The 21,706-nt window shown below is 74.4% G+C and carries 23 protein-coding genes and 1 tRNA gene; 10 read left to right on the top strand and 14 right to left on the bottom strand.

Going from position 1 to position 21,706, the window contains the following annotated elements; all coding sequences use genetic code 11:
• Positions 1 to 2 precede the first annotated feature (2 nt).
• From N555_RS0108950 to N555_RS0108935, 4 genes are all read right to left on the bottom strand, one after another.
• Positions 3 to 1,088 (bottom strand): hemolysin family protein, encoded by a 1,086-nt coding sequence (locus tag N555_RS0108950; protein WP_029431154.1) that lies wholly within the window; start codon positions 1,086 to 1,088, stop codon positions 3 to 5.
• Complete coding sequence (locus N555_RS0108945) at positions 1,085 to 2,428, bottom strand: hemolysin family protein (RefSeq protein ID WP_051683861.1); 1,344 nt, start codon at positions 2,426 to 2,428, stop codon at positions 1,085 to 1,087. Before N555_RS0108945 ends, N555_RS0108950 begins: the two co-directional genes overlap by 4 nt.
• 88 nt (positions 2,429 to 2,516) lie before the next feature.
• Positions 2,517 to 2,593, bottom strand: a tRNA-Pro gene (locus tag N555_RS0108940).
• A gap of 51 nt (positions 2,594 to 2,644) precedes the next feature.
• Complete coding sequence (locus N555_RS0108935) at positions 2,645 to 3,556, bottom strand: metallophosphoesterase (RefSeq protein WP_029431152.1); 912 nt, start codon at positions 3,554 to 3,556, stop codon at positions 2,645 to 2,647.
• A gap of 75 nt (positions 3,557 to 3,631) precedes the next feature.
• Here N555_RS0108935 and N555_RS0108930 point away from each other — a divergent pair, with 75 nt between their 5' ends.
• Positions 3,632 to 4,084 carry a GatB/YqeY domain-containing protein gene (locus tag N555_RS0108930; protein WP_029431151.1) on the top strand — a complete coding sequence of 151 codons (453 nt, stop codon included), beginning with the start codon at positions 3,632 to 3,634 and terminating at the stop codon, positions 4,082 to 4,084.
• Between the two features lie 10 nt (positions 4,085 to 4,094).
• Here N555_RS0108930 and N555_RS0108925 read toward each other — a convergent pair whose 3' ends face one another.
• The 3 genes from N555_RS0108925 to N555_RS0108915 are packed head-to-tail and all read right to left on the bottom strand — an operon-like array spanning position 4,095 to position 8,805.
• Positions 4,095 to 6,572: a transglycosylase domain-containing protein gene (locus N555_RS0108925; RefSeq protein WP_156036274.1), complete on the bottom strand. Its 2,478-nt coding sequence runs from the start codon at positions 6,570 to 6,572 to the stop codon at positions 4,095 to 4,097.
• Positions 6,573 to 6,613: 41 nt separating this feature from the next.
• Complete coding sequence (locus N555_RS0108920; protein ID WP_029431149.1) at positions 6,614 to 7,816, bottom strand: ArsA family ATPase; 1,203 nt, start codon at positions 7,814 to 7,816, stop codon at positions 6,614 to 6,616.
• Positions 7,813 to 8,805: an ArsA-related P-loop ATPase gene (locus N555_RS0108915; protein ID WP_029431148.1), complete on the bottom strand. Its 993-nt coding sequence runs from the start codon at positions 8,803 to 8,805 to the stop codon at positions 7,813 to 7,815. The genes N555_RS0108920 and N555_RS0108915 overlap by 4 nt, the downstream gene beginning before the upstream one ends.
• Positions 8,806 to 8,885: 80 nt before the next feature.
• Between N555_RS0108915 and N555_RS28235 the strand changes: the two genes are divergently transcribed.
• Genes N555_RS28235 through N555_RS0108900 form a run of 3 tightly spaced genes read left to right on the top strand, consistent with a single transcriptional unit; the run spans position 8,886 to position 10,358 of the window.
• The gene (locus N555_RS28235) at positions 8,886 to 9,059 is read left to right on the top strand and encodes a DUF4177 domain-containing protein (RefSeq protein ID WP_197028935.1); all 174 of its coding nucleotides are present in this window, start codon (positions 8,886 to 8,888) and stop codon (positions 9,057 to 9,059) included.
• A gap of 7 nt (positions 9,060 to 9,066) precedes the next feature.
• Entirely contained in the window at positions 9,067 to 9,540 is a 474-nt protein-coding gene (locus tag N555_RS0108905; RefSeq protein ID WP_029431147.1) for a RidA family protein, read from the top strand.
• Positions 9,537 to 10,358 carry an NUDIX hydrolase gene (locus N555_RS0108900; RefSeq protein WP_231502666.1) on the top strand — a complete coding sequence of 274 codons (822 nt, stop codon included), beginning with the start codon at positions 9,537 to 9,539 and terminating at the stop codon, positions 10,356 to 10,358. Before N555_RS0108905 ends, N555_RS0108900 begins: the two co-directional genes overlap by 4 nt.
• A 114-nt stretch (positions 10,359 to 10,472) precedes the next feature.
• On the opposite strand, the gene N555_RS0108895 is transcribed toward N555_RS0108900, so the two are convergent.
• Positions 10,473 to 11,147, bottom strand: coding sequence for a Crp/Fnr family transcriptional regulator (locus N555_RS0108895; protein WP_029431145.1), 675 nt, complete (start codon positions 11,145 to 11,147; stop codon positions 10,473 to 10,475).
• Positions 11,148 to 11,311: 164 nt separating this feature from the next.
• Positions 11,312 to 11,545 carry a hypothetical protein gene (locus N555_RS0108890; RefSeq protein ID WP_029431144.1) on the bottom strand — a complete coding sequence of 78 codons (234 nt, stop codon included), beginning with the start codon at positions 11,543 to 11,545 and terminating at the stop codon, positions 11,312 to 11,314.
• Positions 11,546 to 11,696: 151 nt separating this feature from the next.
• Between N555_RS0108890 and nth the strand changes: the two genes are divergently transcribed.
• From nth to N555_RS0108865, 5 genes are read left to right on the top strand one after another with little or no spacing between them, the layout of a single operon-like run.
• Positions 11,697 to 12,491 carry an endonuclease III gene (gene nth / locus N555_RS0108885; protein WP_231502665.1) on the top strand — a complete coding sequence of 265 codons (795 nt, stop codon included), beginning with the start codon at positions 11,697 to 11,699 and terminating at the stop codon, positions 12,489 to 12,491.
• Positions 12,488 to 13,069 carry a TlpA family protein disulfide reductase gene (locus tag N555_RS0108880; protein ID WP_029431142.1) on the top strand — a complete coding sequence of 194 codons (582 nt, stop codon included), beginning with the start codon at positions 12,488 to 12,490 and terminating at the stop codon, positions 13,067 to 13,069. The genes nth and N555_RS0108880 overlap by 4 nt, the downstream gene beginning before the upstream one ends.
• Positions 13,066 to 13,818: an NUDIX hydrolase gene (locus tag N555_RS0108875; RefSeq protein WP_029431141.1), complete on the top strand. Its 753-nt coding sequence runs from the start codon at positions 13,066 to 13,068 to the stop codon at positions 13,816 to 13,818. Before N555_RS0108880 ends, N555_RS0108875 begins: the two co-directional genes overlap by 4 nt.
• Positions 13,815 to 14,297, top strand: coding sequence for a plastocyanin/azurin family copper-binding protein (locus N555_RS0108870; RefSeq protein ID WP_081866080.1), 483 nt, complete (start codon positions 13,815 to 13,817; stop codon positions 14,295 to 14,297). Before N555_RS0108875 ends, N555_RS0108870 begins: the two co-directional genes overlap by 4 nt.
• 9 nt (positions 14,298 to 14,306) lie before the next feature.
• Complete coding sequence (locus N555_RS0108865) at positions 14,307 to 15,488, top strand: MarP family serine protease (protein WP_029431139.1); 1,182 nt, start codon at positions 14,307 to 14,309, stop codon at positions 15,486 to 15,488.
• Positions 15,489 to 15,543: 55 nt separating this feature from the next.
• On the opposite strand, the gene N555_RS0108860 is transcribed toward N555_RS0108865, so the two are convergent.
• The 3 genes from N555_RS0108860 to acs all read right to left on the bottom strand — a co-directional run bounded on the left by N555_RS0108860 (position 15,544) and on the right by acs (position 19,085).
• A complete protein-coding gene (locus N555_RS0108860) occupies positions 15,544 to 16,473 on the bottom strand; it encodes an alpha/beta fold hydrolase (RefSeq protein ID WP_029431138.1) in 930 nt (309 codons plus the stop codon).
• 10 nt (positions 16,474 to 16,483) lie between these two features.
• Positions 16,484 to 16,990: a phage holin family protein gene (locus N555_RS0108855; protein ID WP_034509415.1), complete on the bottom strand. Its 507-nt coding sequence runs from the start codon at positions 16,988 to 16,990 to the stop codon at positions 16,484 to 16,486.
• A gap of 145 nt (positions 16,991 to 17,135) precedes the next feature.
• On the bottom strand, positions 17,136 to 19,085 hold the full coding sequence (acs, locus tag N555_RS0108850; protein ID WP_029431136.1) for an acetate--CoA ligase: 1,950 nt from the start codon (positions 19,083 to 19,085) through the stop codon (positions 17,136 to 17,138).
• Positions 19,086 to 19,189: 104 nt separating this feature from the next.
• Here acs and N555_RS0108845 point away from each other — a divergent pair, with 104 nt between their 5' ends.
• Positions 19,190 to 19,903, top strand: a complete 714-nt coding sequence (locus N555_RS0108845) for a (2Fe-2S)-binding protein (RefSeq protein WP_029431135.1) — start codon at positions 19,190 to 19,192, stop codon at positions 19,901 to 19,903.
• Positions 19,904 to 19,948: 45 nt separating this feature from the next.
• Here the strand turns inward: N555_RS0108845 and N555_RS0108840 are convergent, their stop codons facing one another.
• Positions 19,949 to 20,977: an S-adenosylmethionine:tRNA ribosyltransferase-isomerase gene (locus tag N555_RS0108840; protein WP_029431134.1), complete on the bottom strand. Its 1,029-nt coding sequence runs from the start codon at positions 20,975 to 20,977 to the stop codon at positions 19,949 to 19,951.
• Positions 20,974 to 21,663, bottom strand: coding sequence for an SDR family NAD(P)-dependent oxidoreductase (locus N555_RS0108835; protein WP_029431133.1), 690 nt, complete (start codon positions 21,661 to 21,663; stop codon positions 20,974 to 20,976). Before N555_RS0108835 ends, N555_RS0108840 begins: the two co-directional genes overlap by 4 nt.
• Positions 21,664 to 21,706 lie beyond the last annotated feature (43 nt).

Raw genomic sequence — 21,706 nt, 5'->3', positions numbered from 1 at the left:
GCTCATCTTCCCCCGGCACCGGCTCCCGTCTCCGCGCCGGTCCCGGAGGCCGCGAGGTCGGCGGCGGCGTCCCGGACGTCGCCGATGAGCAGCTCCAGCACGTCCTCCAGGGCCACGACGCCGGCCGGGCCGTCCAGGGGGCCCACCACGCCCAGGTGCGCGCCCTGGGTCCGCATCTCGGCGAGGACGTCGGGCAGCGGGGTCCCCGGCGCCAGCGGCACCAGGGGGACGACGGCGTCGTCGGGCATCGGCCGGTCGCGCGCCTCGCCCTCGACGCCGAGGGCGTCCTTGACGTGCACGAAGCCGGCCAGGGCGCCGTCCTCGCTCCGCACCGGGTAGCGGCTGAAGCCGTGTTCGGCGACGGTCGCCTCGAGCTGCCGGGGCGTCGTCGTCCGCGGCACGGTCACCACCGACGGCATCGGCATCAGCACGTCCTCGACCGCGTGCTGCTCGAAGGTGAGCGCGCCGGTGGCCAGCTCGCCCACCTCGTCGCCGAGCCGGCCCTCCCGCCGCGACTGGGCGATCATCGAGCGGATCTCGGTCTCGTCGAAGCTGGCCGCGACCTCGTCGGTGGGTTGCACGCCGAACAGCCGCACGAAGCCGTTCGCCGTCGTGTTGAAGAACCAGATGACCGGCGTGAGCAGCCGGGCGAACGCGGCCAGCGGCGGTCCGAGCGCCAGGGCGGCGCGGTCGGGCCCGGCGATGGTGATGTTCTTGGGCACCATCTCGCCGAGCACCATGTGCAGGACCGTGACCAGCGACAGTGCGATGACCAGCGCGATCGGGTGCAGCAGCTGCTCCGGCACGCCGAGCGCCTCCATCGGCGCCTCGATCAGGTGCGCGACCGCGGGCTCGCCGACGGCGCCCAGCCCCAGCGAGCAGAGCGTGATGCCGAGCTGGGCGGCGGCCATCATCTTCGAGACGTTGCGCAGCGCGGCCAGCGCCTTCACCGCTCGTGCCGAACCCGCCTCCGCGCGGGGCTCCAGCTGGTCGGCCCGCACCGAGACCAGCGCGAACTCGGCGGCCACGAAGAAGGCGTTGCCCAGCAGGAGGGCGACCAGGACCAGCAGGGCGACGGCGTCGCTCATGCCGCCACCTCCTGCCCGGCCGGCTGTGCCGATGGCTCGGACGGGGGCTCGGGAAGCCGTTCGGCGCGCACCCGGGCCACCCGCCGTCCGTCCAGCGTCTCGACGGTCAGGCAGGCGCCGGGCACGCTCACCTGGTCGCCGACCTCCGGGAGGTGCTGGAGGCGCTCGGTGAGGAAGCCGGCCAGGGTCTCGTACCGGCCTTCGGGGACGGCGATGCCGGTCCGGTCCAGCACCTCGTCCGGTCGTAGCAGGCCCGAGAGCAGCCAGGAGTCGCCGTCGACGCGGCGGGCGGTGCGCAGCGGCTGGTCGGTCTCGTCGGTGATCTCCCCGACGAGCTCCTCCACGATGTCCTCCAGGGTCACCAGACCGTGCGTGGCGCCCCACTCGTCGACGACCAGGGCGACCTGCAGCCCCTGCTCGCGGAGGAGGTCCAGGAGCCGCTCCAGCTGCAGCGACGAGGGGACCGCCAGCAGCGGGGCGGCCAGCTCGCCCGCCGTCCGCCGGTCCCGCTCGGCCTCGGGGACGGCGACGGCGTGCTTCACGTGCACGATGCCCGTCACCTCGTCCAGGTCGGAGCCGTACACCGGGAAGCGCGAGTTCCCGGACTCGGTCGCGGCGCGGATGACGTCGGCGGCGGTCGCGGCGGAGCCGACGGTCCACAGCCGGGTCCGGGGGGTCATCACGTCGGTCGCGTACTTCTGCCGCAGCTCCAGCGACCGGGTGAGCAGGCGGGCGGCGACGGGGGAGAGGTCGCCCTCCGCCGCCGACCGGCGGGCCACCGCGGCCAGCTCGTCGGCGCCGCGGGCGGAGTCGAGCTCCTCCTTGGGCTCGAAGCCCAGCCGCCGGACGACGGCGTTGGCCAGCCGCTGCAGCGCGGTGACGATCCACCCGGTCGCCCGGGTGAACATCCGCATCCCCGGGGCGACGAACGAGGCCACCGCCAGCGGGTTGGCGATCGCGAGGTTCTTCGGGCCGAGCTCCCCGAGCCACATCTGCAGGGCGGTCGCCAGCGCGATGGCGATCCCGTAGGACACCCCGGCCACCGCGCCCTCGGGGAGTCCGATCGCCTCCAGGGGGCCGTGCAGCAGCTCGCCGAGGGCCGGCTCGGCCAGGAAACCGACCACCAGCGTGGTGATCGTGATGCCGAGCTGGGCGGCCGACAGCTGGGTGGAGAGGCTCCGCAGCGCCGTCGCCACGCCGCGGGCGCCGGGGTCGCCGGCCTCGGCTGCCTCCTCCACCCGGCCGCGGTCGACCGTGGTGAGGGAGAACTCGGCGGCGACGAAGAACCCGGTGAGCACGGTCAACAGCACCGCGGCGAGGAGGAGCAACAACTCGGTCATCAGGTGCTCCCGTGCCCGATCGCGCGGGCCGCCAACCCGAGGCCGGTCCGAGAACGAGTCAGGGGCCGCCTTCCGGCGGCCCCTGAGCTGGTCGGGGTGACAGGATTTGAACCTGCGGCCTCGTCGTCCCGAACGACGCGCGCTACCAAGCTGCGCCACACCCCGGCCGTGCGTCGACCACTCTACCGCCCCGCCGGGCGCGGTCCGGCGGCGGGCTCAGGCCGGTCGGGCGGTGAGCGTCAGCAGGGTCGCCTCCGGCGGGCAGGCGAACCGGACGGGCGCGTACGGGCTGGTGCCCAGGCCCGCGGAGACGTGCAGGTACGTGCCGGTGGGCCGGTCCGCGGTCGGCTCGGTCCAGCGGCTCACCCAGCGCACCCGGCCGCGGTCCAGGCCGCAGTTGGTCACCAGCGCGCCGTAGCCCGGGACGCGCAGCTGCCCGCCGTGGGTGTGGCCGGAGAGCAGCAGGTCGTAGCCGTCGGCGGCGAACCGGTCGAGCACCCGCGGCTCGGGGGCGTGGACCACCCCGATGCGCAGGTCGGCCGTGGGGTCGGCCGGCCCGGACACCGCCTCGTAGCGGTCCCGCTTCAGGTGTGGGTCGTCGAGCCCGGCGAACACGATGCGCCGTCCGTCGACGGTCAGCTCGCCGCGGGAGTTGGTCAGGTCCAGCCAGCCGCGGCCGGTGAACGCGTCGCGCATGTCCCGCCAGGGCAGCGGGTCGCCGTGCACCCGCTTGTGCTTCTTCTTGAAGTACTTGAGGGGGTTCTTGGGCCTGGGCGCGTAGTAGTCGTTGGACGACGTCACGAACGCGCCGGGGACGTCGAGCAGCCCGTCGAGCGCGCGCAGCGTGGGCGGGACGGCGTCCTGCCCCGCGAGGTTGTCGCCGGTGTCGACGACCAGGTGCGGCCGCAGCCCGGTCAGCCCGGCCAGCCACGCCTGCTTCGAGTGCTGGCCGGCCGTCATGTGGATGTCGGAGACGTGCAGCAGCCGCAGGGGCGCCGAGCCGGGGGCGAGCACCGGGACGTCGAAGCGCCGCAGCGTCCAGCGGGTCCGCTCGTAGAGGCCGGCGTAGCCGAGCGTGGCCGCTCCGGAGGCGAGCGCCAGGGCGGGGGCGGCGGTGTACCAGCGCATGTCCAGCCAGGGTACGGGCCCGCCGGACCCGGGCGGAGTGCGCGGAGCCGGGGCGGGCCGTGTCACGCTGGACACGTGTCCGACCTGAAGCCCCGCCTCCGTGCCGACCTGACGACCGCCATGAAGGCCCGCGACGAGCTGCGCACGGCCACGCTGCGGATGGTGCTCGCCGCCATCAGCGCCGAGGAGGTCTCCGGCAAGGAGGCCCGGGAGCTCTCCGACGACGAGGTGCAGGCCGTGCTCCGCCGCGAGGCGAAGAAGCGGCGGGAGGCGGCCGAGGCCTTCGGCGGCGCCGGGCGCACCCAGCAGGCGGAGCGGGAGCGGGCCGAGGAGGGCGTGCTGGCCGACTACCTGCCCGCGCAGCTGGAGGACGCCGACCTGGCGGCGATCGTCGCGGACGTCGTCACCTCGACCGGTGCCTCCGGGATGAAGGACATGGGCCGGGTCATGGGCGCCGCGACGGCCGCCGTCGCCGGCCGGGCCGAGGGCTCACGCGTGGCCGCGGAGGTCCGCCGCCAGCTCGGTTGAGCCGGCCGGCTCAGCCGCCGGGGGTGGGTGGGACGGTGCCGGGGTCGGTGGCGCCGGGCGCGGTGGCACCGGGCGCGGTGGCACCGGGCGCGGTGGTGCCCGGTGCTGGACCGGGGCCGGGACCGCCGCCGCCGCCGTTCCCCCCGCCGCCGTTGCCGTTGCCGCCACCGCCCGGTCCAGGCGGCGACGGTGACGCCGGCGGGGCGGTCTGCGGCGCGGGTGCGGGTTCCGGGGCGGGCGCGACGTAGTCCGAGCCGTTGCTGACCTGGATGGTCACGACCTGGTCCTGGATCGCACGGCCGCCGGCCGGCGGGTTGGTGCCGACGACGGTGCCCTCGGGCCGGTTGCTGTCGACCGACGCCGTCTCGAACCGCAGCCCGGCCGCGCTCATGGCCTGCTGGCAGCCGCTCACCGTCGAGCAGCCCGGCACCGCACGCGTGTTGCCGTTCTGCACCACCGGGTCCGCCGGCGGGAAGGGGACCATCTGCTGGCCGGTGAGGATGGGCGCCATCGCGTCGTGCCAGATCGTGGCGCCCTTGCCGCCACCGAACCCGCCGACGTTCTGGTTCTGCTTCGGGTTGAGCACCATGACGCTCGCCGTGTACTGGGGCGTGTAGCCGACGAACGCCACCGAGAAGTTGCTCTGCGAGGTGCCGGTCTTGCCGGCGATCTGGTGCCCGGGGATGAACGCGCGGGAGGCGGTCTGACCCGGGTTCCCGGGCTCGACGTCCCGGCGCAGCATCTGGTTGAGCGTGGTGGCCACGCCCGGCGGGATGGCCTGGGCGGCGCAGGTGTCGCCCTTGACCACCGGCTCGCCGTCGTCACCGAGCAGCGGGTCCCCGTTGCGGTCGAGGATGGCGGTGACCGGGGTGGGGTCGCACCGGGTGCCGTTCGCGGCGAGGGTGGAGTACGCCGACGCCAGGTCCAGCGGGCTGGTGGCCTCGGCGCCGAGGGTGAACGACCCGCGGTTCTCCGCGATGATGTCGTCACCCGACGTCGTGGTGAAGTGCATGCCCATCCGCTCGGCCATCCGGACCGGGCCCTCGACGTTGCCCAGCGCGTCCTCGAGCGCGAGGAAGTAGGTGTTGGAGGACATGTAGAGCGCCTGCTCCATGTCCAGCGTCGCCGGGTAGTTGCCCGCGTTGCGCACGCAGTACATCCCGTTGGTGTTCCGGCCCTCGCACGGTCCGCGGTACACCCGGGAGACGTAGGGGTCGCCGGTCGTCTGCGTGAAGAACTGCGAGAACCCGCGCTCCAGGGCGGCGGCGGCGGTGAAGACCTTGTACGTCGATCCGGCGCCCTGGCTGGCGGCGGTGTTCAGCACGACCGACTCGCACTCGGGCCGGTTGGCGTCGCAGCCGAACACGCGGTTCACGCTCATCGCGAGGACGTGCCCGGTGCCGGGCTCGACGTTGGTGTACATCGCGGCCAGCGGGTCGCCCATCGGCAGGGTGTTGAGCACCGCCTGGTCGCCGGCGGCCTGCATGTCCGGCCGCAGGGTCGTCTGGATGGTCAGCCCACCGCTGCGGATCTGCTGGTCGGTGAGCCCCAGCGTGCCGCTCAGGTACTGCTCGAGGTAGGCGCAGAAGAAGCCGCCGATCGCGGCGTCGACGCAGTTGTTGGGCGGGGACTGGCCCTGCACCACCTCCACCGGGGTGCCGACGATCGCGTCGTGGTCGGCCTGCTCGATGTACTCCTGGTCGAGCATCCGGCTGAGGACCTCGTCCCGGCGCTCCACCGCGGCCTCGGGGTGGTTGACCGGGTCGTCGTTCGTGGGGCTCTGCACCAGTCCGGCCAGCATCGCGGCCTGGGGCAGCGTCAGGTCGATCGCGTTGACGCTGAAGTACCTCTGGGCGGCGGCCTGGATGCCGTAGGCGCCCTCCCCGAAGTACACGATGTTCAGGTAGCGGGTGAGGATCTCGTCCTTGCTGTAGGTCTCCTCGAGAGCCAGCGCCAGCCGCGCCTCGCGGAGCTTGCGCGACACACCGGCCGCGCCGTCCTGCTCGCGGGCCGCCTCGATCTCCTCCGTGCTGTCGGCGGTCTCGATCAGCGTCTGCTTGACCAGCTGCTGGGTGATCGTCGAGCCACCCTCTTCGACCTCACCGGCGGCGACGTTCGTGACCAGCGCGCGCAGGGTGCCCTGCACGTCGAGGCCGTTGTGCCGGTAGAAGCGCGAGTCCTCGATGGCGACCAGTGCGTCCTTCATGACCGGCGCGATCTGGTCCCCGGTCACCACGGTGCGGTTGTTGTCGTAGAACATCGTGATGAGGGAGCCGTCGGCGGCCAGCACCCGGCTGTTGCCCGCGGGCGTGGCGTCGGTGAGCTCCACGGGGAGGGCGTCCAGCAGGGACGCGGAGTTCCGCGCCACCAGGCCGGTGCCGCCCACGAAGGGCAGCATCACGCCGGCGACCAGGGCGCCGGCCAGGACGATGGTCCCCGCGAGCTTCGCCAGGGTGGCGGAGCGGGAGGGGGCAGCTGTAGTCGACATCGCCGACGAATGTACGGTGCCGCGCCGCCCCGGCGGCCGGTTCAGGCGCGGCGCGCTGGCAGCACCCGGGTCCGCGGCACCCCGGTCGGCGTGTCGCCGTCGGGGCCGGTCAGCTCCTCGGCCATGACCCGCAGCCCGTCGAGGTCGTGCACGTCCCCGGCGGCCGCGGGGACGGCCCGGACGGCCACCTCCGGGTGGGCGCTGGTGAACCGGTCGGCCAGCCGCTGCTCGCGGGTCGCCAGCTGCATCCGCTCGGCGTGCACCCGTAGCGCCCCGGCGGCCAGCTCCGCGCCGTCGCCACCGGCCTCGGCGACCTCCTCGGCCGCGGCCTCGGCACGGGTCGCGCTCAGCACCGTGCTCGCCGGCGGGTGGGTGCGGTTGAGCACGAGCCCGGCCAGCGGCATGCCCTCGGCCGACAGCCGGTCGACGAAGTAGGAGGCCTCCCGCAGCGCGTCGGGCTCCGGGGTGGCGACGACGACGAAGTACGTGCCCGGCCGGCGCAGCAGCTCGTAGGTGGCGGTGGCGCGCTCGCGGAAGCCCCCGAACATCGTGTCCAGCGCCGAGACGAACGCGGAGATGTCGCGCAGCAGCTGCCCGCCGAGGATCTTGCTGATGATCCGGCTGAACACCATGAAGCCCGCGCCGACGATCCGGATCCCCGCCCGGCCGCCGGCCCGCGCTGGGGCGGTGAGCAGCCGGATCATCGTGCCGTCGAGGAAGCGGCCCATCCGGTTGGGGGCGTCGAGGAAGTCCAGCGCCGACCGCGACGGCGGGGTGTCGACGACGATGAGGTCCCACCGGTCGGTGGCCCGCAGCTGGCCGAGCTTCTCCATCGCCATGTACTCCTGCGTCCCGGCGAAGGACGACGACAGTGACTGGTAGAAGGGGTTGGCCAGGATCTGCTCGGCCCGCTCGGGCGTCGAGTGCGCGGCGACGACGTCGTCGAACGTCCGCTTCATGTCCAGCATCATCGCGTGGAGCTCGCCGTCGGCCCCCGGGACCTCGACCTCCCGCGGCTCGTTGTCCAGCTCCTCCAGACCGAGGGACTGGGCCAGCCGCCGCGCCGGGTCGATGGTGAGGACGACGACGGTGCGGCCGGCCTCCGCGGCGGCCAGCGCGAGCGCCGCCGACGTCGTCGTCTTGCCCACACCGCCGGCGCCGCAGCAGACGAGGATCCGGGTCTCCCGGTCCTCGATCAGCCCGGCGAGGTCCAGCGGCAGCGCCGAACGGAGCGGCCCGGTCACGCCGCCACCCCGGCCGTCAGGTGCTCCTCGAGCCGGTCGGCCAGCTCGTACAAGCACGACAGGTCGATCGGCCCGGTCAGCATCGGCAGCTCCACGGTCGGGCGCCCCATCTCCGCGACCTGACTGCGCAGCGCGTCCTGGGCGGCCCACCGGCGGGCGTGCTCCACGGCCTCGGCGGCCAGGGCGTCGGCCAGGGTGGCGCCGTCGGGCAGGTGCGCGGCGGCCAGCGCCGGGGCGAGGTCGGCTCCGGTGAGGCGGCCGGCCGCGGCGGCGGCGAGGTCCGCGGCGGGGAGCACGGGCTCGGTGGCCATGTTCACGACCACCGAGCCGACCGGCAGTCCCGCCGCGCTGAGGTCGGTGATCGCGTCCGCGGTCTCCTGCACGGGCATGTCCTCGAGCAGCGTCACCAGGTGTACGGCGGTCTGCGGGGACTTCAGCACGGCCATGACGCCGTCGCTCTGCGTCTTGATCGGCCCGGAACGGGCCAGCCCGGCCATCTCGCCGGTGACGCCGAGGAACCGGGTGATCCGGCCGGTGGGCGGGGCGTCGACGACGACGGCGTCGTAGACCAGGTGCCCCTCCTTACGGCGGGTCACGGCCTCCTTGATCTTCCCGGTGAGCAGCACGTCGCGCAGGCCCGGCGCGATGGTCGTCGCGAAGTCGATCGCGCCCATCTTGCGCAGCGCCCGGCCGGCCCGCCGGAGGTTGTAGAACAGCTCGAGGTACTCGAGCAGGGCCTCCTCGACGTCGATCGCCAGCGCCTTGACCTCGCCGCCGCCCCGGGCCACGGCCACCCGGCGCTCCTCGTAGGGCAGGGGCGGGGTGTCGAACAGCTGGGCGATGCCCTGCCGGCCCTCGGTCTCGATCAGCAGCACGTGACCGCCGTCGGCGGCCAGCGCCAGGGCCAGCGCGGCGGCCACGGTCGTCTTCCCGGTCCCGCCCTTGCCGGACACCACGTGGCAGCGCACGGGGGAGGGAAGGGTGCTCACCGTCGCCAGCGTAGGAGCAGGACGCCGTCCCGGCCCGTGCAGGCGGTCGGCCGTCCGGGCCTGCGCTAGCGTCGCTCCCCATGAGCGAAGCGGCCCGGCAGCGGTGGGAGTACGCCACGATCCCCCTGCTGATCCACAACACCAAGGCGATCCTCGACTCCTGGGGGGTCGACGGCTGGGAGCTGGTCACCGTGCTCCCCGGGCCCGGCGGCGCCGAACAGCTCGTCGCGTACCTCAAGCGCCCGGCGAGCTGACGCCGCCGTGACCGCACCCGCGACCCAGAGCTGGACCGCACGCCTGGCGGAGCTGGGCATCCGGCTGCCGCCGGTCGCCGCGCCCGTCGCCTCCTACGTGCCGGCCGTCCGCACCGGCCAGCTGGTGTTCACCTCCGGCCAGCTGCCGTTCGTCGACGGCGGACTGCGGCGCACCGGCAAGGTCGGCGGGTCGGTCGACGTCGAGGACGCCGCGCACGACGCCAAGGTGTGCGCCCTCAACGCGCTGGCCGCCATCGACGACCTCGTCGGCCTGGACTCGATCGCGCGGATCGTGCGGATCGTGGGCTACGTGGCCAGCGCCGAGGGGTTCACCGGCCAGCCGCGGGTCGTGAACGGCGCCAGCGAGCTGCTCGGCAAGGTGTTCGGGCCGGCCGGGCAGCACGCCCGCAGCGCCGTCGGCGTCGCCGAGCTGCCCCTCGGGGCACCGGTCGAGGTCGAGCTGATGGTCGAACTGCGGTGACCGGGGGGGCGGGGGAGGACCTGCCGCCCGCGACGCCGAAGGCGGCCGCCACGGTCCTCCTCGTGCGCGACGGCGCCGCCGGCCTCGAGGTCTACCTCCTCCGCCGCACCAGGGGGATGCCCTTCGCCGGGGGGATGACCGCCTATCCCGGCGGCGGCGTCGACCCCCGCGACGGCGACACCGCGGTCGCCTGGGCCGGTCCGTCACCGGCCGAGTGGGGAGCCGCCTTCGGCTGCGACGAGCGGGTGGCGCGGGAACTGGTCTGCGCCGCCGTCCGGGAGACCTTCGAGGAGTCCGGCGTCCTCCTGGCCGGGCCGGCGGGCACGGACGCCGTCGTCCCGGACGTCACCGGGGACGACTGGGAGGAGGCCCGGCAGGCCCTGCTGCGCCGCGACCTCTCCCTCGCCGAGATGCTCACCGCCCGCGGGCTGGAGCTGCGCTCGGACCTGCTGCGCCCCTACGCGCACTGGATCGCACCGGAGTCCGAGCCGCGTCGCTACGACACGAGGTTCTTCGTGGCCGCCGTCCCGGTCGGGCAGGAGGCACGGCACGTCTCCGGCGAGGCCGACCAGGCCGGCTGGATGACACCGGCCGCCGCGCTGGCCGAGGCGTCGTCGGGACTGCGGCCGATGCTGCCGCCCACCCTGCACACGCTGGGGCAGCTCGGCCGCTACACCGACGTGGCCGACGTGCTCGCGCACACGCCGCCCGAGCCGATCCACCCGATCACGCCGCGGTTCGAGAAGGACGCCGAAGCCCGCTGGGCCGTGCTCCCCGACGGCACCCGCCTGCGATTGGCCATGCCGCTTCCTTCGTGATCCTCCGGATCACACGGCGGCCAGGAGCCGTCCCCGACCTGCGCTGAGCCCCACGCGGCGTCCCGATCGGGAACCCTCCGGGCCCCGCGATCGGTCCGCCGAGAAGAGACTGCTCTACCGCGCGCGGCGGCGCAGGCGGTCCTCGTCGAGGACGACGACCGACTTGCCCTGCAGCTGGATCCAGCCGCGGTGCACGAAGTCGGCCAGGGCCTTGTTCACGGTCTCGCGGGAGGCGCCGACCAGCTGGGCCAGCTCCTCCTGCGTGAGGTCGTGCTTGACCCGGAGGCCGTCGCTCTCGCGGCTGCCGAACCGGTCGGCCATCTGCAGCAGTGCCTTGGCCACGCGGCCGGGGACGTCGGTGAAGATCAGGTCCGCGACGGAGTCGTTGGTGCGGCGCAGCCGGCGGGCCAGCACCTGGAGCAGCTTCTCGCCGATCTCCGGGTGGCTCTCGATCCACGGGCGCAGCACGGCCTGGGGCATCCGGGCCAGCTTCACGTCGGTGACGGCCGTGGCCGTCGCCGTCCGCGGGCCCGGGTCGAAGACCGACAGCTCGCCGAACTGGTCCGACGGACCCATGACGGCGAGCACGTTCTCCCGGCCGTCGGGCGACCGGCGGGACAGCTTGATCTTGCCCGTCATGACGATGTACAGGCTGTCACCGGGCTCGCCCTCGTTGAAGACGACCCGGCCACGCGGCAGCGTGATCGTCTCCAGCCGGCTGATGACCGGGGTGACGGCCTCCTCCGACAGGCCCTGGAAGAGCCCGGACTGGGCCAGCACCTCGTCCACTACGCGTCCTCTCGACCGATCCCTCGGCACACACGGTGTTCCGCATCGGCGACGGCCGGGATTGCCGGTGGTCGTCGATCTCGGGTCGAGTCTAGGGGAGCTGTGCCGGTGGTCACCCGATCGGTGGGGAGGCCCCCACCCCGGACGGGGGAGGAACGGGTCGGTCAGACGAGTGGTGGAGTGGCGCGCTTCACGCGCCGGCGCTGCCGCCAGCGGCCCATGGCCCGCCCGACACCGGAGTTGGTGAGCGTCTCGACCTCGCCGACCGAGGCCGTGTCGACGAAGTCGGCGACCTCGCGCTGGCTGGTCGGCCGGCGCAGCGGCTCCTCCACGCGCTCCATCACCAGCAGGAAGGCGATCAGCAGCGGGGGGAACAGGATGACGACGAGGGCGACCACCCGTACCTCCTCCTCCGGTTGCTGGGACGGCGGCGTGGATCCTGCCTGCGCGTTCCCGGTCACCCCCGTGTCGGGCCTCCGTGCCCGGGGCGGTGCCACCCGCGATGGTCTCACGACGAACCCGTCGGTGACGCCGCCTACCCTCGATCGCGTGTCCACGCCGGCCTACGCGCGCCCCGTCCCACCCCGTTCCGCGCCGGCGCGGCGCACGGCCGCCCGCGGGGGTGTGCCGTTCGACCCGGAGGAGTCCCCGCTCGCCCGCACCCGCCGGGCCCGGCGGATGGCCCGGGAGCTCGCCGTCATCCATCCCGACGCGCACTGCGAGCTGGACTTCACCAACGCCTTCGAGCTGCTGGTGGCCACCGTCCTGTCGGCGCAGACCACCGACAAGATGGTCAACAAGGTGACCCCGCGGCTGTTCGCGCGCTACCCCGACGCCGTGGCCCTGGCCGGCGCCGACCGCGCCGAGGTCGAGGAGATCCTCAAGCCGACCGGCTTCTTCCGGGCCAAGACGAACTCGGCCATCGGGCTGGCGCAGGCGCTGGTCGAGCGGTTCGACGGCGAGGCGCCCGGCCGGATGCGCGACCTGGTCACCCTCCCCGGGGTGGGCCGCAAGACCGCCAACGTCGTCCTCGGCAACGCCTTCGACGTGCCCGGCCTGACCGTCGACACCCACTTCGGCCGGCTGGTGCGCCGCTTCGGCTGGACCGCGGAGGAGGACCCGGTCAAGGTCGAGGCCGAGATCGCCGAGCTGATCCCCAAGCGCGAGTGGACGATGTTCAGCCACCGCGTGATCTTCCACGGCCGGCGGGTCTGCCACGCCAAGAAGGCCGCCTGCGGCGCCTGCGGGCTTGCGCAGTGGTGCCCCTCGTTCGGGATCGGCCCCACCGACCCCGAGGTGGCCGCGAAGCTGGTCAAGACCCCGGCCGCCTCGGACACCGAGTGAGGCGGGCTCTCGCGGCGGCCGGTCTGCTCCTGGTCGCCGTCCTCTCCGGCTGCACCGCGGACGCCGACGACGACGGCGACCCCGCGCCGTCGTCCGGGTTCAGTGCCGACACCACGCTCGACCCCTGCCCCGAGCAGCCCGATCGGCCGGCCGAGGGCGCGGAGACCCTGCCGGACGTCGCGTTCGACTGTCCGGGCGGCGGCACCCTCGACCTGGGCCGCGCCCCCGGCGTCCCGACCGTCGTCAACCTGTGGGGCAGCTGGTGCGGCCCCTGCCGCGAGGAGCTCCCGCTGGTCCAGGAGCTCTCGGACCTGGCCGGGGACCAGGTGCACGTGATCGGGCTGATCAGCCGCGACACCCCGTCGCGGGCCGAGTCGTTCGCCGAGGACGCCGGGGCGACCTTCCCGACCGCCTTCGACGGCGACGGCGAACTGCTGGCCCAGCTCGGCCTCGCGGCGCTGCCGTTCACCTACTTCCTCGACGCCGACGGTGGCGTCGCCTACGTCGAGGTGGGGCAGGTGCAGTCCCTCGAGGAGCTCACCGGGCTGGTCGCCGAGCACCTCGGGGTGCAGCTGTGAGCGGCACCGACGACCTGCCCGAGTTCCTCCGGCGGCTGATGGCCTCGGCCGCCGAGCTGCCGCTGCGGCACCGGATGCAGGAGCGGACCGAGACGGCGCGCCGGTCCGCCGTCCTCGTCCTGTTCGGCGAGGGTCCGGACGGCCCCGACGTGCTGCTCATCGAGAAGTCCGCGCACCTGCGCACGCACGCCGGCCAGCCGGCGTTCCCCGGCGGCGGTGCGGATCCGGGCGACGACTACCCGGTCGGGACGGCGCTGCGGGAGGCGCAGGAGGAGGCGGGGGTCGACCCGGCCGGCGTGCGGGTGCTCGGCACGCTGCCGGAGCTGTTCCTCGGCCCCTCGGACAACCTCGTCGTCCCGGTCGTGGCCTGGTGGGAGAAGCCGTCGGAGGTGATCGTGGCCGACCCGCAGGAGGTCGCCCGGGTGGCGCGCGTCCCGCTGGCCGAGCTCACCGATCCCGCCAACCGCTACCGGCTCAAGCACCCGGCCGGCTTCCTCGGCCCGGCGTTCGCGGTCGCGGACATGGAGGTCTGGGGCTTCACCGCCGGCGTGCTCGAAGCGGTGCTGGAGGCGGCCGGCCTCGCCCGGCCGTGGGACACCTCCGACGTCCGCCCGATCGACCCCGAGAAGATCCGGCCCGGCCGGGTGCCCGGCTCGGTCGACCAGGGGGGCACCGAGGACGCCGCCGCGCCGACGGTCGCCGATCCCGGGCAGGCGGGCGGTCCGGCGCGTACGGTTCCCGGGCGATGAGCGGGACGAGGACCTCCGTACCCCCCACCACTCGTAGGTTCGCGGCGGGGCCCGGCACGAGGGTCGCCGCGGTCGCTGCCGCAGTGGTGCTGCTGGCCGGCTGCGGGAGCGACGACGGCGGCGGGGGAGACGCGTCGGAGTCGGCCGACCCCTCCCTCGGCACGGTGACCCTGGGGGCCGACGGCGTCCAGGAGGTCACCATCCAGACGCCGGACGACTACGTCTTCGTGCCCGACACCTTCACGGTGGCGCCGGGCCGGGTGCGGCTCACCGTCGACAGCACCGCCGACCAGATGGTGCACAACTTCCGCTTCACACCCGGCGACGGGCCCGCGGAGATCGACGAGGAGATCCCCGTGCTCCAGCCGGGGGAGAGCGAGACCATCGAGTTCGAGGTGACGGCGGTCGGCGACTACGGCTTCGACTGCAGCTTCCACCTCCAGCTCGGGCAGGTCGGCACCATGACGGTCGCGGGGTGACCTGAGGCCGTGTCCCTCGTCGACGTCGTCGTCATCGTCCTCGCGCTGGCCTTCGCCTTCTCCGGCTTCCGGCAGGGGCTGCTGGTGTCGGCGGCGTCGTTCCTGGGCTTCTTCGGCGGCGCGGTCGTCGGGGCGCAGCTGTCCGGTGCCGTGGCCGACAGCGTCGACGCCTCACCGGTCGCGCGGGTGTTCGCCGCGCTCGTCGTCGTCCTCGCCGGTGCGCTGCTCGGGCAGCTGCTGGCCGGGGCGATCGGGCGGGCCGTGCGCAGCCGCGTGACCTGGGAGCCGGCCAAGGTCGTCGACTCGGTGGCGGGTGCGGCGCTGTCGGCGGTCGCGGTGCTGCTCGTGGCCTGGATGGTGGCGACCCCCCTGGCGACCGCCCCGTTCCCCGAGGTGGCCAGCCAGGTGCGGCAGTCGGCCCTCGTGCGCGCGGTCGACGCGAGCGTCCCGGACGGCGTGCGGTCGGTCTACGACCAGCTGCGGGAGGCCATCGAGCGGCGCGGGCTGCCCGACGTCCTGGATCCGCTGACCCCCACCGAGGTCCGCGACGTCCCGGCGCCGGACCCGGCCCTGCGGGACAGCCCGGTGGTCGCCAGCGTCCAGGGATCGGTCGTGCAGATCCGCGGGGTGGCGCCCTCCTGCTCCCGCCAGATCGACGGCTCCGGCTTCGTCTACGCCCCGGAACGCGTGATGACCAACGCCCACGTGCTCGCCGGGGTGAGCGACCCCGTGGTGACCGCCGAGGGCGAGGAGTACGAGGCCGTGCCGGTGTACGTGGACCCGGAGGTCGATGTCGCCGTGCTCTACGTGCCCGACCTGCCGCAGGTGCCGCTGGTCTTCACCGCCGAGCCGGTCGACTTCGGCGCCGACGCGATCATCATGGGCTACCCCGGCGGCGGTGGGCTGTTCGTCGGCCCGGCGCGGGTGCGCGACCGCGGGGACATCAGCGGCCCCGACTTCCGGGACCAGCAGACCGTGACCCGCGACGTCTACGCCCTGTTCGGCGAGGTCCGCGCGGGCAACTCCGGCGGGCCGCTGTTCGACAGCAACGGCCAGGTGCTCGGCGTGGTGTTCGCCTCGGCCATCACCGACCCGACGACCGGCTACGCGCTGACGGCGCCGCAGGTGTCGCAGGCCGCGACCACCGGCCAGACCGCCACCGCGTCCGTGGACACCGGCCCCTGCGAATGACGGGCAGAACTGCACTTCTGCACCGTGCAGAAGTGCAGTTCCGCACGGAGGTGGTTCAGTTCCTGGCCCACCGGGTGATCGCGTCGGTCACCGCGCCGGGCGCCTCCTCCTGCGGGAAGTGGCCGACCCCGGGCAGCGTGGCGAACTCGTAGGCGCCGGCCACGTAGCGCCCCGAGCCGGCCGCGGTGGTGGGCAGGACGCACGCGTCGGCGCCACCGTGCAGCTGGAGGGTGGGCGCGGTGATCGGCGCCGCCATCCGCCGCGCGTACCGCAACCCGTCGGGGCGCAGCTGGGAGCGGCCGGCCCACCGGAAGTACTCCATCGAGCCGTAGGCGGCCTGCGGGATGCGGGCGGCCGAGCGGTACCGGTCGACGGCCTCGGCGAAGTCGGGGGTCTGCGCCCACTCCGTCCCCGACCAGGCGCGCATCAGGTCCGCCACCGGGTCGTCGTCGGCGCGGGTGAGCCGTCGCTCCGGCAGCCGCGGGAGCTGGGCGCCCAGGAAGTAGCGGAACGCCCGGCGCTGCGCGGGATCGGCCATCCCGGCGCGCAGCCGCCGGGGATGGGCCATGGAGAGGACGACGAGACGGCGGACGCTGCGCGGGTGCAGCGCCGCGACGGTCCAGGCGACGAGCGCGCCCCAGTCGTGACCGACGAGGACGGCGTCCTTCTCCCCGAGGGCGCGGATCAGCGCGGCCACGTCGGCGGCGGCGGTCGGCAGGTCGTAACCGCGGGGCGGCTTGTCGCTGGCCCCGTATCCCCGCAGGTCCGGGGCGACGGCGTGCAGCCCGGCGCCGGCCAGCGCGGGCAGCTGGGCCCGCCAGGTCCACCAGAACTGCGGGAAGCCGTGCAGGAGCACCACCAGCGGCCCCTCGCCGGCCTCGGCGACGTGGAGCTGCAGACCGTTGGCCGACAGCGCCCGGTGCGACCAGGGGCCAGGGAGCAGGACGCTGGTGGCGTCGGGCGCCTCGGCTGCCGGAGACGTCACCGGGGAGGCGTCAGACCAGGTAGGTGTCGGGGTCGCGGCGGGTGACCTGGCCGCCGGGGGCCACGACCGGGAGGTCGCGGCGGCGCTGGCCGGGCGCCTCGCGGTGCATGACGTCGGGGAGCTCGCGCAGCGACTCCAGGGTCCGCTCGGGCTTCTCGATCTTCTTGATGAAGCGCCGGCCCAGCAGCGCGGCGACGCCCGCGACGACCAGCAGGAACACCCACACGATGAGGTAGGAGAGCCACCGCGGCAGGCCGAGTGCGGTGAGCGCCTCGGCGATCGCGATGAAGAGGAAGAAGAAGGAGAACCCCGCGACGACGCCGGCGGCACCGAAGGCCCCCGCGCCGATGCCGGCCTTCTTCGCCGACTTCCCGACCTCGGCCTTGGCGAGCTCGATCTCGTTGCGGATGAGCGTCGAGACGTCGGCCATCGCGCTCTGGACCAGGGTCCCGATCGACGGGTCGACGGTGCCGGTGGGCCGACTCGGGGGCGGGGTCGTGGATGCGCTGTGGGCCACGAGTGGCTCCTCCTCGGTCGGGCGGCGGCCCGCTGGCCACCACGTCTGTCATCGGTGATCGTGCCGGATCGCCGTCCCGTCCGCGTCCCGGTGTCCCCCGGACGGAGTGTGGGAGCGCAGGTTTCCTGCGCTCCCACACTCCGGACTAGTCCTCGGAGGGGGCCGCCGGGAGCTTGTCCTTGATCAGGTTCATGACCGACGAGTCGGTGAGCGTGGTGACGTCGCCCAGCTCCCGGTTCTCGGCCACGTCGCGCAGCAGGCGGCGCATGATCTTCCCCGACCGGGTCTTGGGCAGCTCCTGCACGACCATGATCTGCCGGGGCTTGGCGATCGGGCCGATGTCGCGGCCGACGTGGGTACGCAGCGTCTGCACCAGCTCGTCGCCGGAGTCGGTGCCGCTCTCGCGGAGGATCACGAACGCGACGATGCCCTGGCCGGTGGTCGGGTCGCTGGCGCCCACCACCGCTGCCTCGGCGACGGCGGGGTGGCCGACCAGCGAGGACTCCACCTCGGTCGTGGAGATGCGGTGGCCGGAGACGTTCATGACGTCGTCCACGCGGCCGAGTAACCAGATGTCGCCGTCGGCGTCCTTCTTGGCGCCGTCGCCGGCGAAGTAGACCTCCTTGCCGAACCGCGACCAGTAGGTGTCGACGTAGCGGTCGTCGTCGCCCCAGATGGTGCGCAGCATCGACGGCCAGGGCGCGGTGAGTACGAGCAGGCCGGTGGTGTCGTCGCCGAGCTCGTTGCCCTCGTCGTCGACGATCTTCGCGCTGATGCCGGGGAACGGCGTCTGCGCCGAGCCGGGCTTGAGGTCGGTGACCCCGGGCAGCGGCGTGATCATGTGCGCGCCGGTCTCGGTCTGCCACCAGGTGTCCACGATCGGGCAGCGGCCGCCGCCGATGTGCTCGTGGTACCAGAGCCAGGCCTCGGGGTTGATCGGCTCGCCCACCGAGCCGAGGACGCGCAGCGAGGAGAGGTCGAAGCCGGCCGGGATGTCCTCGCCCCACTTCATGAACGTCCGGATCACCGTCGGCGCGGTGTAGAGGATGGTCACGCCGTACTTGGCGATCAGCTCGAACCAGCGGCCGCGGTGCGGGGTCTCCGGCGTCCCCTCGTACATGACGCTCGTGGCCCGGTTGGCCAGCGGCCCGTAGACGATGTAGCTGTGGCCGGTCACCCAGCCGACGTCGGCCGCCGTCCAGTAGACGTCGTCGTCGGGCTTGAGGTCGAAGGTCGCCCAGTGCGTGTAGGCGACCTGGGTGAGGTAGCCGCCGCTGGTGTGCAGGATCCCCTTGGGCTTCGCCGTCGTCCCCGACGTGTACATGATGTAGAGCGGGTGCTCGGCGTCGAAGGACTCGCAGCTGTGCTCGGTGGACTGGCGCTCGACGACGTCGTCCCACCAGAGGTCGCGGCCCTCGGTCCACTCGACGTCCTGGCCGGTGCGCTTCACCACGAGGACGTTGCGGACGCCGGGGCTGCGGCCCACCGCGTCGTCGACGGCCGGCTTGAGCGCGCTGGGCGCCCCCCGGCGGTAGCCGCCGTCGGCGGTGATCACGAGGACGGCGCCGGCGTCGTCGAGCCGGCTGGCGAGGGCGTCGGCGGAGAAGCCGCCGAACACCACCATGTGCACGGCGCCGATGCGGGCGCAGGCCAGCATCGCGATGACCGTCTCCGGGATCATCGGCATGTAGATCGCGACCCGGTCGCCGGCGGCCACCCCGAGCTCCAGCAGGGCGTTGGCGGCCTTGCACACCTCGTCCTGCAGCTGGGCGTAGGTGATCGTGCGGGTGTCGCCCGGCTCGCCCTCCCAGTGGTAGGCGACCTGGTCGCCGTGCCCGTCCTCGACGTGCCGGTCGACGCAGTTGTAGGCGACGTTGAGCGTGCCGCCGACGAACCACTTCGCGAAGGGCGGGTTGCTCCAGTCGAGCACCTCGTCCCACTCCCGGGTCCAGGTCAGCCGGCGCGCCTGGGTCTCCCAGAACGCCAGCCGGTCGCGCTCGGCCTCGGCGTGGACGTCCGGCCCCACGTTGGCGTGCGCGGCCAGCTCCGCCGGGACCGGGAAGCGACGGCCCTCCACCTCGGTCGACTCGGTCATCGATCCCTCCAGCTCTGCGCGGCTCGACGTGCTCTGGAGCACACCGTATGGCTCCGCGCCGCCCGCTGCGACGGTGCTGCCCCGGGCCCGGTCAGACTGGGCGCGTGACGGACGGCGGGCAGGCGGCGGTGGCCGCGCGGGTGCCCGGCGCCGGTGCTCTCGGCCTGGTCGCGCCGCCGGTCGGCAGCGTCGTCCCCGGGCCGCTGCTGGCCGACCCGGGGTGGACGGCGGAGCGGGTCGCCGAGCTCGGGCAGCGGTACCGCAGCGACGACCGGCGGGTGCTCGCGACGGTGTGGTGGTACTCCCTGTCGTCCGTCCTCGTGACGCCGCCGCTGGCGGGCCTCGCCACCGGCGTCCCCCTGTCGCCCCGGCTGCCGGACCTGTCGCTGACCCTGCTGGCCGGCGGCACCCCGGTCGCCGCGGTGTCGGGTGCGCCGTGGGGCGACGTCGCGGCGGAGCTGCGCGAGACGCTCGAGGCCGTGATCGGGGCGGTCGCCGAAGCGGGGGCGGTGCGGCCGGCGCCGCTGTGGGCGATCGCCACCGACTCGATCGCCAACCGGCTGCTGGCGCTGGGGCGGGCGCTGGGGGACGTCGGGGCCGTGACCGCCCTGGCCGGCCCGCTCGCGGCGGCGGTCGGTGCACCGCTGCCCGCACCCCGCTACGTCGACGTCGGCCCGCGGGCGGTGCGGTTCACCCAGCGCGCCTCGTGCTGCCTGCTGTACCGGCTGCCGCACGAGCCGACCTGCACCTCCTGCCCCCGCCGGACGCCCTTCGAGCGCCAGGTCCTCCTCGAGGACACCGCCGAGCGCATCGGGTGATGTGGAGTGCCAGAGCGCAGGAAACCTGCGCTCGCGCACTCCACATCAGGGCAGGAAGAGCATCGAGTCGCCGTACTCGTGCCACAGGTAGCGCTCGGCGACGGCCTCCTCGTACGCCTGCCGCACGAGGTCCCCGCCGGCGACCGCCTCGAGCAGCTGCAGGTGCGAGGCCTCGGGCGCGTGCAGACCCGTCACCAGGCCGGTCACCACCCGGGCGGGCCGCTCCGGACCCAGCACGAGGCGCGTCCACCCGACCACCGGCCGGGTGACGCCGTCCTCCCCGGTCGCCGACTCCAGCGCCCGGGTGACCGTGGTGCCGACGGCGACCACCCGCCCGCCGGCCCGCGCGGTGGCGGTGACCAGCCGCGCGGTGACCTCCGGGACGGCGAACCGCTCGGGCGCGGGCGGCTCGTGCAGCTCCGGGCTGGACACCCCGGCGTGCAGGACGACGGGCACGACCGGCACCCCGCGCGCCATGAGCCGCACCAGCAGCCGGTCGGTGAACGGCCTCCCGGCGCTGGCGTTCTCCGCGCTGCCCGGCTCGGTGGCGTACACGTTCTGGGTGTCGGCGAGCCGGACCGGCCCGCGGAGGTATCCGTAGGTGATCGGCCGGCCGTGCAGGGCGAGGACCGTGCGGGCCGACACCGGGGGCTCGGGCCGGGCCCGCCACAGCCGCGAACCGCGACCGGCGTCCGGGTGTCCGGAGACCAGCCGCAGGGCCCGCCCGTCGGGGAGTTGCACGGTGCTGTCCGGTTCGGCGCCGAGGTCCGGGCCGTCGTTGTCCGGACGGCGCAGCTCCACGACCCAGTCGCCGTCGTCCAGCGTGGTCGAGACGTGCAGCGGCACGAGCACGCCGTCCCGCCGCCGGACGTCGAGCCGGGCCGGCAGCGTCGCCGAGGTGTTGACGACGACCAGGTCGCCCGGGGAGAGCAGGTCGGGCAGGTCGCGGAACGCGGAGTGCGTGATGCCGGCGGGCCGCACGGTCATCAGCCGGACGCCGTCGCGGGTCAGACCGCGGCGCTCCGGCGGTGCGGTCGCCTCGCTCCCGGGCGGGAGGGTGAACGTCGCGGTCATCGGGCCACCGCCACGAGGTCGGCGGCGCGGTACCGGCCGGACGGGAGGTCGTCGTCCAGCAGGCGGAGCAGGGCCGGGACCACGGTCTCCGGCCCCGGCAGCCCGTCGTCCTCCGGCGCGGCGGCACGGTGCATGTCGGTGGCCATGTCGCCCGGGTCGACGGCGTACACGCGCAGCGCCGGCTCCTCCACCGCCAGGACGGCGGAGAGGTGGTCCAGCGCGGCCTTGCTGGCGCCGTAGCCGCCCCAGCCGGGGTAGGGCTCGACCGCGGCGTCGCTGCTCACGTCCAGCACCCGGCCGCGGGCGGTGCGGAGTGCCGGCAGCACCGCCTGGACCAGTGCCAGCGGCGCGACGGTGTTGACCGCGAGCACCCGCTCCAGCGCGGCCGGGGGCAGGTCGGCGAGGCGGGGGAGCGGGGTGGGCCCGAGGTCGGAGGCGTTGTTGACCACGGCGTCGAGCCGGGAGGGGACGGCGGCGGCGAGGGCGGCGCGGTGGTCCGGGTCGGCGACGTTCCCGGGCACGGCGGTGACCAGGTCGGGACGGGGCAGCGCGGCGACGGCGGCGGCCAGCCGGTCGGGGTCCCGGCCGTCGAGGACGAGGTGCCATCCCCGGGCGTTCAGGGCGGTGGCGAGGGCGGCACCGAGGCCGCGCGAGGCGCCGGTGACGAGAGCGGTGCGGATCTCCATGCCGCGTACCGTCTTGCCTCAAGTCCACTCGAGGTCAAGAGGA

Source organism: Blastococcus sp. URHD0036 (assembly GCF_000701365.1).
GTDB lineage: Bacteria > Actinomycetota > Actinomycetes > Mycobacteriales > Geodermatophilaceae > Trujillonella.
This window is presented reverse-complemented; position numbering and strand designations above follow the sequence as displayed.